Raw genomic sequence first — 11,934 nt, 5'->3', positions numbered from 1 at the left:
TATGCCTTGCCGAGCCGGTGCGCCGGCTCGGGGAATTCCTCAACCAGCTATTCACGCTGGAAATCATCATTGACGCATATTGACCGGTGGATACCATGTCGAAAAATCTGGTGGTAATTGGCAGTGCCTTGATCTTGTCCTTATCGATCTCAGCGAACGCCCAGTCGGCGGGCTCGCTCGACAACACCGCTATCGGTGCGACCATGCCGGCATCCGGCGCATTCACCTCGCTGTCCGCGAGCGGTGTCGCGAGCTTCGACAATGTCGCGATCAGCGGCGGGTCGATTTCCGCGTTGTCGGCGCCACTGGGCCTGGCTGCCGGCGGTACCGGGGCAACCAGCGCCTTGGGTGCCACCAGCCAACTGCAATATCAGGCCGCCGCGGTGGGGGCGATCGCGCGATCGGTCGGCAGCAAGCTTGCGGATCGCCTGAACCTCAAGGACTTCGGGGCGAAATGCGACGGCGTGACGAACGACGATGCGGCCTTCACGGCTGCATTCGCCGCCCTGAAGCCAGGTACCGAGCTCGACCTGCCGGCGGGAACCTGCGTGTTTTCGACCTCGCATAGCTTGCCGGTGGTGAGCAACGTCGGCATCGTGGGCGCCGGCTCGGGGCAGACGACGCTGCTTTACAGCGGTGCCGATGCATCGACCGATCTGCTCGTGGTCGGCGACGGCACGACCTCGCTGGCGGGATGGAGCCTGAGGGGGTTCACGATTCAGTCGAGCATGCCGATGACGGGCGGCTCCGCGCTGCATCTCCAACGCATGCAGAACGGGAACGCGTTGACGGACGTGAATGCGGGAGCATTCAACCAGAGCGGATCGAATCTTTTCGATGGAATCTGGCTGGATAACGTCAATGTCTTCAGCTATGACCATTTCAATATCCAGGTGAAAAACGAAGGCCTGAAGATGAATGGATCGGCATCGAATGCCGAGGGCTCGGACATCTTCCTGGACCATGGCGCCATCACGTTCTCGAACATCGGCTACCACGTCGGCGGCGGGCAGGGCGGCGTGTATTTCGGCAACGTGCTGGCCTTCGAGGACGGCGTCAACTACCAGATCGACAACGCCCTGGCGCACAGTCCGAATCGCGAGATATTCTTCAGCGACCTCAGCATCTCCGACGGATCGTTTACCTACGGCATCTATGTGAACGATGCCTTGGCAGCCGAATCCCCCATCGTGATCAACGGCGCCATCGCCTCGGCCGGATTCCCGGTGCCGGGCGGCGGCCCGGACGGGATCGACGTCTATATCAAGCAGTGGGGAAATGGGCGCGTGAGCTTCGGCCCGGGGCAACTCTACAACGCGTCGCAAGACGGCTTGCGGGTGGACGATCCCACCACGATCGTCACGATCGATCCGAGCCGGATGATTTTCAACAACCAGGGGTATGGCGTCAACGCCACGGTGAATACGAGCCGCATCGGCAATTTCTCTCAATTCCAGGCGTCGAATTCGCTCGGCAACCAGTCCCCGGGCGTCCAACCCTTGCCGTTTCAAGGCGAGTTCGATCACGTGATGCAGTATGCAGCCGGCCAGCAGCGCGCGATTCAGTGGGCCGCGGGCGGGGCGACGCGCTGGAAACTGTTGACCGACGGAACGGCGGAAACCGGCTCGAACAGCGGGTCCAATCTCGAGTTCGCGAATTTCTCCGACGACGGCAGCTTCCGCGGTATCCCGTTGCAGATCGATCGCGCGAGTGGCGCGGTCTCGATTGCCAACGGCCTGACGGTCAACGGGCAGGACGTGCTGCCCTTGAAGGCGACCAGTGGCAGTCTCGGCGGCAGCCCGCTCGCGGCCGGCGCCTGTACCTCGAGCAGCGTGGCGATGGCGGGCGCGGCGCCGGGCATGGCCTTGCTGGCGACTCCGGATGCTTATCCCGGTGCCGGATATGATTGGCATGCCTATGTATCGTCTGCCGGAAGCGTGACGGTCGAGCTTTGCGCGATCGCTGCCGGTTCGCCCGTGGCTTCCGTCTACCATGTCCGCGCCTTCCAGTAACACGAGCCCCGCGCCAATCATCGGGTCGACATCGGGACAACCCGCATGCAACCAACCCTATCCGTCGATGTCGGTAATCAGATCCCGTGATCACCGAATCAAAAAAGACTATTGGCGCGGCGGTTGATCGGCGGCTCAAGATACCTGCAGCACAAAAACCGGCCGCGCTTCGCTGATGGCCGCCCAACCGACGCCGTTCGAGCGACGGTGGCGCGGCACACCCGGCCGGCACCCGCATCCCCGAAGGAACCCGCTGCGCGAGCGGGCCGATGTCCCGCCGCGCGTCGCGTGGACGGGTTGAGGAACGGAAGCAGGAGACAGGAGACAAGGATGGATCAGACTTCCCCGCCGCCCGCGCGGCACGAGGCAGGTTTCGGCACGTCGGCAGGTTCCGGCGAACGCCGCGCCGTCGACCCCAGGCAGCTCAGGCGCGCGGTATGGACCTGCTCGCTCGGCAGCGCGCTCGAATACTACGATTTCGCCCTCTACACGCTGGCTTCGGCGCTGGTGTTCGGTCCGCTGTTCTTCCCCGCGCAGACCACGGAGATGCGCCTGATCGCGAGCTTCGGCACCTACTTCGTCGGTTTCGCGGTGCGTCCGCTCGGCGGCGTCGTGTTTGGCGTGCTCGGCGACCGGATCGGCCGCAAGTTCGTGCTGACCGCGACGGTCTTGCTGATGGGCGTCGCGAGCACGCTGATCGGCTTGCTGCCGACCTTCGCCACGGCCGGCTACTGGGCACCCGCGCTGCTGGTGGCGCTGCGCATCCTGCAGGGGCTGGGCGCCGGCGCGGAGCAGGCCGGCGCCGCGGTGTTGATGACCGAATACGCGCCCGCCGGCAAGCGCGGCATCTACGCCTCGCTGCCGTTTCTCGGCATTCAGCTCGGCACGGTACTCGCCGCAGCGGTTTATTTCGTCATGCTCGCCAATCTCGGGCATGTCACGGACGGCTGGGCCTGGCGTGTCCCGTTCCTGTGCAGCGCGGTGATCGTCGCGGTCGGCCTCTACATGCGCATCCGCCTGCACGAATCGCCCACCTTCGTGCGGCTCGAGAAGCGCGCGCAACTGGCGGCGAATCCGCTCAAGAGCGCCATGCGGCACTCCAGGCCCACGCTGCTGGTCGGCATCGGCCTGCGGATGGCCGAGAACGGCGGCTCGTCGATCTACCAGGCGCTTGCCGTCAGCTATCTCGCGGGCGTGATCGGCCTGAAGGGGCCGATCGGCGCGCTCGCGCTGGTGTGCGCGGCCACCGTCGGCGCCTGCACGGTGCCGCTGGCGGGACGGCTGAGCGACCGATTCGGCCGGGTGCGCGTGTATCGCGGCTTCGCATGGCTGCAGCTCGCGCTCGCCTTCCCGGTGTGGTGGATCTTCAGCCAGGGCAACGTGGTGGCGAGCCTCGTCGCGATCTCGATCGCGCAGGGCTTCGCCAACTGGGGCATGCTCGGCGCGCAGGCCGCGCTGCTGCCCGAGCTGTTCGGCGCGCGCCATCGCTACATGGGCGTGTCGTTCTCGCGCGAAGTGTCCGCGGTGCTGGCGGGGGGGATCGCGCCGCTGGTCGGGGCGATGATCATCGCGGCCGTGATCGTGCTGCACGGCGGCGATCACGCGGCCGGCGTGCTCGCCTGGGTGCCGATCGCCGCGTACCTGGCGGTGCTGACGTTGATCACCCTGTTCGCCACCGCGCGGATGCCCGAGACGCTGAACCGCGATCTCGACGATCCGCTCGACGCGATAGAAGCGCAGCCGGCGCCGGCCGCCGACCGGCTCGCGCGGCAAGCCTGAGCGAGCCCGGTGAGCCGGATCATGCGATGGGCCCGGCTGTTTTTCCATTCCATTTCCACAGGAGCAAGCGCAGATGGCGCACGATTCGACCCAGCGGCCCGCGCTGCTGATGACGGGCCCTTACCAGCCGTGGGACGATGCCTGGCTGTCCAGCGCCTATGAGGTGCATCGACTTTGGGAGGCGCCCGATCGCGCGGCGTTCCTCGCCGAACAGGGCGCCGCCGTGCGCGCGATCGCGACGCGCGGCGATCTGGGCGCCGATGCCGCGCTGATCGCCGCGCTGCCGAAGCTCGAAATCATCGCCTGCTATGGCGTCGGCACCGATGCGATCGACCTTGCCGCCGCGCGCGAGCGGGGCATTCGCGTGACCAACACGCCCGACGTGCTGACCGGCGATGTCGCCGATCTCGGCGTCGGGCTGGCACTCGCCATGATGCGCCGCATCGGCGCGGGCGACACCCACGTCCGCTCGGGCGCCTGGCAGGACGGCGACATGCCGCTCGTCACGCGCCTGTACGGCAAGCGCGTCGGCATCGTCGGCTTCGGGCGGATCGGCTCGACATTGGCGCGCCGCTTGTCCGGCTTCGACGTCGAGCTCGGTTATTTCGATGTGGCGCGGCGCGAGGACAGCCCGCATCGTTTCTTCGACAAGCTGGACGAGCTGGCCGGCTGGTGCGAGCTGCTGGTCGTCACGCTCGCGGGCGGGCCGGGCACGCGCCACCTGGTCGATGCGGCCGTGCTCGATGCGCTGGGCCCGAAGGGCTATCTCGTCAACGTGTCGCGCGGCACGACCGTCGACGAAGCCGCGCTGCTCGACGCGCTGGAACGCCGCGCGATCGCCGGCGCCGCGCTCGACGTGTTCTGGAACGAGCCGCGCATCGATGCGCGTTTCCTCGCGCTGCCGAACGTGCTGCTGCAGCCGCATCACGCGAGCGGCACCATCGAGACGCGTCAGGCGATGGGCGGGCTGGTGCGCGACAACCTCGCCGCGCATTTCGCCGGCGAACCGCTGCTCACGCCGGTGGCTTGAGAGCGCGCTGGTTCGCCGGGAGAGCGCCGGTTGCCGGTCCGGACCTCGCCACGCCGCTCCAAGTAAAAAGCGCCGCCCACCTGACAAGGTAAGCGGCGCTTCGCATTCCCGCGATTCAGCGCAGGCTCAAACCAGTTCCACCGCCCGAGCCGGCTTCCCGCCCCGGGCGGGCGTCCCGTTCGCCACGAAGTATTTCGCCGTGGATCTCGCCAGCGGTGCCTTGCCGCGAATCCGATCCGCGATCTTCTCCGCGATCATGATGGTCGGCGCGTTGAGATTGCCGGTGGTGATGATCGGCATGATCGACGCATCCACCACCCGCAGCCCCTCGATGCCGTGCACGCGGCCCTGGTGATCGACCACGGCCATGTCGTCATAACCCATCTTGTTCGAGCACGACGGATGGAAGGCCGTTTCCGCGCGCTGCCTGACGAAGGCATCCAGCTCCGCATCGCTCTTCAGGTTCGCGCCCGGGTTCAACTCCTCGCCGCGATAACGGTCCAGCGCCGGCTGCCGCATGATCTCGCGCGTGGCGCGGATCGCGTCGCGGAACTCGCGCCAGTCGAGCGCCTCGGCCATGTAGTTGAACAGGATGCTCGGATGCGCGTTCGGATCGCGCGACTTCAGCTTCACGCGGCCGCGGCTAGGCGAGCGCATCGAGCCCACGTGAGCCTGGAAGCCGTGCATCTCGATCGCGTTCGAGCCGTTGTAGTTGATCGCCACCGGCAGGAAGTGATACTGGATGTTCGGCCAGAGGTCGTCGTCGCGCGTGCGGATGAAGCCGCCCGCCTCGAAATGGTTGCTGGCGCCCAGGCCGGTGCCGTTCAGCATCCATTCCAGGCCGATCTTCGGCTGGTTCCACCATTTCAGCGCCGGGTAGAGCGAGACCGGCTCCTTGCAGGCGTACTGGATGTACATCTCCAGGTGATCCTGCAGGTTGTTGCCGACGCCGGGCAGGTCCAGCACCACCGGGATGTCGAGTTCCTTCAGCCAGGCGCCGGGGCCCACGCCCGAGCGCTGCAGCAGTTGCGGCGAGGCGATCGCGCCGCTGCACACCAGCACCTCGCGGCGCGCGTGCGCGGTCACGGGCTGGCCGCCGCGCAGGTAGGCCACGCCGGTGGCGCGCTTGCCGGTGAACAGCACGCGATCGGCCACCGCGTGCGTGACGATCTCGAGGTTCGGCCGCGCGCGGGCCTGGTCGAGGTAGCCGCGCGCGGTGGAGGCGCGCCGGCCCTTGGGCGTGACGGTGCGATCCATCGGCCCGAAACCTTCCTGTTGATAGCCGTTCAGGTCGTCGGTGCGCGGGTAGCCCGCCTCGACGCCGGCTTCCACCATCGCCTCGAACAGCGGATTCACGCCCGGCTTGCTGGTGGTGACCGACACCGGGCCGTCGCCGCCGTGATAGTCGTTGGGGCCGACGTCGCGCGTCTCCGCGCGGCGGAAGTAGGGCAGGCAGTCGAGGTAGGACCAGTCTTCCAGGCCCTGGTGGGTGGCCCAGTTGTCGTAGTCGAGCGCGTTGCCGCGGATGTAGCACATGCCGTTGATCAGCGAGGAGCCGCCCAGGCCCTTGCCGCGCCCGCATTCCATGCGGCGGTTGTCCATGTGCGGCTCGGGATCGGTCTCGTAGGCCCAGTTGTAGCGGCGCCCCTGCAGCGGGTAGGCGAGCGCCGCCGGCATCTGCGTGCGGAAGTCGAAGCGGTAGTCGGGGCCGCCCGCTTCCAGCAGCAGCACCGTGACATCGGCGTCCTCGGTCAGCCGCGTCGCGAGCACATTGCCGGCCGAACCGGCGCCGCAGATGATGTAGTCGTATTCGCGCGTCGTCATGACTTGGCTCCTTTCTTGGCTTGTTTCAGAACACGGGGTTGTAGCGGCCCAGCTCGACCTGCACGGACTTGATGCGCGTGTAGTGCTCGAGCGTGGTGATGCCGTTCTCGCGGCCCACGCCCGACTGCTTGTAGCCGCCCACCGGCATCTCGGCCGGCGATTCGCCCCAGGTATTGATCCAGCAGATGCCGGCCTCGAGCCGGTGGATCGCGCGGTGCGCGCGCGACAGGTTCTCGGTCACCACGCCCGCGGCCAGGCCGTAGTCGGTGGCATTGGCGCGCTCGATGGCTTCCTCCTCGGTGGCGAAGTCGAGGATGCTCATCACCGGCCCGAAGATTTCCTCGCGCACCACCCGCATCTCGTCGCGGCATTCGGCGAACACCGTCGGCGCGACGTACTGGCCGTTCGCGAAGTGGCCTTGCGTCAGGCGTTCGCCGCCGGCCAGCAGCTTCGCGCCCTCGGCCTTGGCGCTCTCGATGAAGCCGAGCACCTTGTCGAGCTGGGCGGGGCTCACCAGCGGGCCGAAGTTGGTGGCCGCGTCGGACGGCTTGCCCACCCGGATGCGCGCCACGCGCTCCAGCACGCGCGCGATGAAGGCGTCCTTCACGGCGCGGTCGACGAACACGCGCGTGCCGTTGGTGCAGACCTGGCCGGCGCTGAAGAAGTTGGCGGTCACGGCGATATCGGCGGCGCGCTCGAGATCGGCATCGGCGAACACGATCAGCGGGGACTTGCCGCCCAGCTCCATGGTCACTTCCTTCAGCGAGGACGCGCCGGCCAGCGACATCACCTTCTTGCCGGTTTCCACGCCGCCGGTGAACGACACCTTGGCGATGCCGGGATGGGCCGTCAGCATCGCGCCCACCGCGCCGTTGCCCTGCACCACGTTGAACACGCCGGCCGGCACGCCGGCCTCGGTATAGATCTCGGCGAGCTTGAGCGCCGACAGCGGGGTGACCTCGCTGGGCTTGAAGATCATCGCGTTGCCGGCGGCCAGCGCCGGCGCGGTCTTCCAGCAGGCGATCTGGATCGGGTAGTTCCAGGCGCCGATCCCGGCGCACACGCCGAGCGGCTCGCGCCGCGTATAGACGAAGGATTCCTCGCGCAGCGGGATCTGCAGGCCCTCGATCGCGGTGGCCAGGCCCGCGTAGTACTCGATCACGTCGGCGCCGGTGACGATGTCCACCGCCAGCGTCTCGGCGATCGGCTTGCCGGTGTCGCGCATCTCCAGCTCGGCCAGCTCGTCGTTGCGCTCGCGCAGCAGCTCGACGGCGCGGCGCAGGATGCGCGAGCGCTGCATGGCGGTCATCGCGGCCCACACGCGCTGGCCCTCGCGCGCCGAGTCCACGGCGCGCTGCACGTCGGCCTCGCCGGCCTGCTGGATGGTGGCGAGATGCTCGCCGGTGGCCGGATCGAAGCTGTCGAAGCTGATGCCGCTGGTGGCGTCCACGTAGGCGCCGCCGATGTAGAGTTTTTGCAGACCGTAGACCGTCATGAAGTTCTCCTGATCAGTGAGCAGCGAGGCCCGGCGCCGCCGCTTGCGGCGCGAGCTGCTGGTCGATGTATTGGTTGGCGAGCCGCTGGGCGGTGCGGGTGTCGATCGGGCCGCCCGCCAGCGCGCCGCGCAGCCACAGCCCGTCGATCAGCGCGGCCAGGCCCACCGCCGCGTCGCGAGCGCGTTCGAGCGGCAGCAGCCTGGCGAACTCGGCGCACAGGTTCGAGTGCAGCCGCCGCGTATTGACCCGCTGCAGCCGGCCCAGTTGCGGCTGGTGCATGCTCTGCGACCAGAACGCGAGCCAGGTCTTCATCACCGGCGCGCTGACCTGGGTGTCGTCGAAGTTGGCGGCCACGATCGCGCGCAGCCGCTCGCGCGGCTCGGGCGCCGCCGCGCCGCGCCGGCGCGAGGTGGCGAGCCACAGATCGCGCAGCACGTGGCGCATGGTGGCCTCGAGCAGGCCATCCTTGTCGCCGAAGTAATGGCTGACGATGCCCGTCGAGATCTTGGCGCGCTGCGCGACCAGGGCCAGCGTGGTGCCGGGCAGGCCGGCTTCGTCGATCGTGTAGAGGGTCGCCTCGATCAACTGCGCGCGTCGCACTTCGCGCATTCCGAGTTTGGGCATGGCGGGGAAGGTGGCTGGAGGACAGAAGGTCGCATCCTATCTATTTTTTATTGAACGTTCAATCAACAAAAAACGGGATGGCAGGGCGTGTCAGCAGGCGGGGCGCCGACCCTGTCGGCTGCTCGAAAGAATTACCGGGGACACGTTCGGGGCTCGGTCGGCGTTACCAATCTTTAGCCAATAAAACAGAATGAGGGGCTTCTGTAAAACAGTGAATTATGTTTAAGACGTTTAAACGGTGCAATTTTTTCGTATTCAAATTGGTCTGGAATCGGAAATTCGTTACCTTGATGACAGTGATTGCGGCCGGCGCGCCCCGGCCGCCGCTGCGGCTCGTCTTCGGAGGGTTCGGCTGTTGTCATGCAGCAATACGTCCAAGTCGTTGACTACAAAGCAGTCTTAGCGATGATTCCGCCCCGAAATGCTGCACCTGATAGATCTGACAGGACGGTGCCGGGCGTCTAGCACAAAAAATATGACAACGCCATGAAGGCCGCTTTTCCATGAGGATTTTCGAGGTAATTTTCCATGAAACATGGCTGTCGCAATGCAAATTTCCAACACTAAAATTAATCTGAATTGGTTGAGTTTTTGTAGTTCCGCGTATTAGTATTCATACCCATGCAGATGTACCGGACGGTGCACTTTGGCAGTAACAGGGCAGCATCGAATCGGAAATAACGACATGCGTCTGAAGTAATTATTACGAGGCGCCGGGGGCCACGAGGTTGTTGGGCGGAAAAATTTTCGCGTCAGACCGAGGGCGGCCGCATCGTCGCGAGACGGTGAGGACTCCGGCACAGGGAAGTAGCCGCCACGCTGTTCGCCGCGTGGTCGTGCTACGGGGGCGCGCTCGCGCAAGCAGCGCGTATCGCATTTGTTTGCCGGGTTCCTTGCCGGAGATATGCCATGGCTATCGAGAAACTGGTCGTTCCGCTGCCGAACGGCTTGAAGGTGTACGTCGAGCATCACGTCTTCGATCCGTCCTATCCGACGGTGATCCTCATCAACGGCGCGCTCGCCACCACTGCATCGTTCGGCCAGACGGTGCGCTATCTCGGTGAACGTCTCAACTCGATCTGTTTCGACCTGCCCTACGCGGGCCAGTCCCGGCAGCACAACAACAGCAAGTTCGTGCTGACCAAGGACGACGAGGTCGAGATCCTGCTCCATCTCTGCGAGCGCTTCAGCCCGAGCTACCTGCTGTCGGTCTCGTGGGGCGGGGTGGCTTCGCTGTTCGCGCTCGCGCGCGGCTGCCCGAGCGTGCAGCGCGCCGTGATCGCGTCGTTCTCGCCCTTCCTCAACGACGCGATGATCGATTACGTGACGCGCGCGCGTGACCACATCGCGGCGGGCGAGAACCTGCATGCGGCGCAGTTGCTGAACGACACGGTGGGCCGCTACCTGCCGCGCATCATGAAGCTCTACAACTATCGCTACCTGACCAAGCTGCCGCGCGACGAGCAGGACCAGGTGGCCTTCCACGTCAACCAGATCCTCGAGATGCAGCCCGAGAAGTACCTCGACGAATTCACGCGGATCGGTTGCGGCGTCAAGTTCATCAACGGCGAGCTCGACGAATACACCACGCCGGCCGAGGTGCGCCGCCTGGGCGCCTATGTGCGCCGCGCCGAGTTCGAGACGATCCCCAAGGCCGGCCACTTCCTCGATCTGGAAGGGCGCCAGCAGCAGGAGAGCGTGCGTAACGCGATCCTCGGCTACTTCGGCGAGGAGCGCGGCGCCACCGCCAAGGACGGCGCCTTCGAGTCGCTCTCGCCGATGCCGGTGCTGTCCTGATCCACGGCGGTTTCCGTCGTCTTGCGTCCCCTCGCGAATGCGGCGGGCGAGGCGGGTGATGCGCCCGACTTGCCCTGATCGCGCGAGCGGGCGGGCAGGCGAGGCGACGGCTGCCGATGATTCCCTCCAGCGCAACACAGGCGGTGTCGATGTCGAAGATGATCATCACGGCGATCGGGTCGGCGGGTGATGTATACCCGCTGCTCGGCGTTGGACGCGCGCTCGCCGAGCGCGGGCACGAGGTCGTGTTCTGTACCCATCCGCAGTTCGAGGCCAGCGCGCTGCGCTGCGGCTTTCGCTTCGTGGCGATCGGCACCGCCGAGGAGTACGCGCAGGCGATGGCCGATCCCGCGCTGTGGAACCCGCGCACCTCGTTCCGCACGCTCTGGGGCGTGATCGCGCCGTCGATGCGCCCGCATTTCGACAAGCTGTCCGAACTGATCGACCGGGACACGGTGCTGGTCGGCACGCTCTGGGCGTTTTCGGCGCGGCTGTTGCAGGAGCGCCACGGCACGCCCTATGTCTCGGTGCAGGTGTCGCCCTCCACCTTGCTGTCGGCGCATGCGCCGCCCACCCACAAGCGCCTGACGATTCCGCGCTGGCTGCCGCTGGGCGTGCGCGCCGCGGTGATGACGCTGATCGAGCGCGGCGTGCTCGACAAGGTTTGCGGGCCGCGGCTGAACGCGTTGCGTGCCGAACTGGGCCTCGCGCCGGCGCGGCGCATCCTGGGCCGCTGGCTGCATTCCACCGACGGCGTGCTGTGCCTGTTCCCGGCCTGGTTCGCGGCCCCGCAGCCCGATTGGCCCGCCCGGCACCGGCTGGCCGGCTTCCCCTTGTTCAACGACATCGACGATCCGGCGCCCGATCCGGAACTCGAGGCGTTCCTCTCCTCGGGCGAGCCGCCGGTGGTGTTTACGGCCGGCTCGACGCTGGTCGACGGCGCCGGGTTCGCCGCGGCCGTGAACGCGGCGATGCGCGCCACCGGCGTGCGCGGCATCCTGATCACGCCCGATACGGCGCGCCGCGACGGCGAGCCCGATGCCTCGCGATTCCTGCGCCGGCGCTACCTGCCGCTGCGCAAACTGCTGCCGCGTTGCCGCGCGCTGGTGCATCACGGCGGGATCGGCACCGCCTCGCTGGCCTACGAGGCCGGCATTCCGCAACTGGTGATGCCGTCCGCGCACGACCAGTTCGACAATGCCCAGCGCGTGGCCGACAGCGGCTGCGGGCTGCGGCTCGACGCGCCGGTCGATGGCGCGGCCCTGTCGGCCGCGCTGGCGAGGATCCTCGCGGACGCCGGCATGGCCGGGCGCTGCGCGGCGATCCGCGCGAGCATGGCCGGCGCGCCCGACGGCTGCGAGGAAGCCGCGCG

General features: G+C 67.0%; 8 protein-coding genes. 5 read left to right on the top strand and 3 right to left on the bottom strand.

What is annotated here, in order from left to right; genetic code table 11:
- Positions 1 to 95: 95 nt before the first annotated feature.
- From F3J18_RS16510 to F3J18_RS16500, 3 genes are all read left to right on the top strand, one after another.
- A complete protein-coding gene (locus F3J18_RS16510; RefSeq protein ID WP_166913367.1) occupies positions 96 to 2,012 on the top strand; it encodes a glycosyl hydrolase family 28-related protein in 1,917 nt (638 codons plus the stop codon).
- A 330-nt stretch (positions 2,013 to 2,342) separates the two neighbouring features.
- Entirely contained in the window at positions 2,343 to 3,791 is a 1,449-nt protein-coding gene (locus tag F3J18_RS16505; protein WP_166913366.1) for an MFS transporter, read from the top strand.
- Between the two features lie 73 nt (positions 3,792 to 3,864).
- Positions 3,865 to 4,821: a 2-hydroxyacid dehydrogenase gene (locus F3J18_RS16500; RefSeq protein WP_166913365.1), complete on the top strand. Its 957-nt coding sequence runs from the start codon at positions 3,865 to 3,867 to the stop codon at positions 4,819 to 4,821.
- A 126-nt stretch (positions 4,822 to 4,947) separates the two neighbouring features.
- Here the strand turns inward: F3J18_RS16500 and betA are convergent, their stop codons facing one another.
- The 3 genes from betA to betI are packed head-to-tail and all read right to left on the bottom strand — an operon-like array spanning position 4,948 to position 8,765.
- Positions 4,948 to 6,645, bottom strand: a complete 1,698-nt coding sequence (gene betA / locus F3J18_RS16495; protein ID WP_166913364.1) for a choline dehydrogenase — start codon at positions 6,643 to 6,645, stop codon at positions 4,948 to 4,950.
- Between the two features lie 25 nt (positions 6,646 to 6,670).
- Complete coding sequence (gene betB, locus F3J18_RS16490; protein ID WP_025099079.1) at positions 6,671 to 8,140, bottom strand: betaine-aldehyde dehydrogenase; 1,470 nt, start codon at positions 8,138 to 8,140, stop codon at positions 6,671 to 6,673.
- Between the two features lie 13 nt (positions 8,141 to 8,153).
- Positions 8,154 to 8,765 (bottom strand): transcriptional regulator BetI, encoded by a 612-nt coding sequence (betI, locus tag F3J18_RS16485; protein ID WP_013689522.1) that lies wholly within the window; start codon positions 8,763 to 8,765, stop codon positions 8,154 to 8,156.
- Positions 8,766 to 9,674: 909 nt separating this feature from the next.
- On the opposite strand from betI, the gene F3J18_RS16480 reads away from it, so the two are divergent.
- A complete protein-coding gene (locus F3J18_RS16480; RefSeq protein WP_166913363.1) occupies positions 9,675 to 10,562 on the top strand; it encodes an alpha/beta hydrolase in 888 nt (295 codons plus the stop codon).
- Positions 10,563 to 10,711: 149 nt separating this feature from the next.
- On the top strand, positions 10,712 to 11,934 hold a 1,223-nt coding region (locus tag F3J18_RS16475; RefSeq protein ID WP_166913362.1), incomplete at its 3' end, for a nucleotide disphospho-sugar-binding domain-containing protein.

It is taken from the genome of Burkholderia sp. Ax-1720, assembly GCF_011753035.1.
GTDB lineage: Bacteria > Pseudomonadota > Gammaproteobacteria > Burkholderiales > Burkholderiaceae > Burkholderia > Burkholderia gladioli.
Note: the sequence above shows the minus strand (reverse complement) of the source record. Positions and strands in the feature narration are given on the sequence as shown.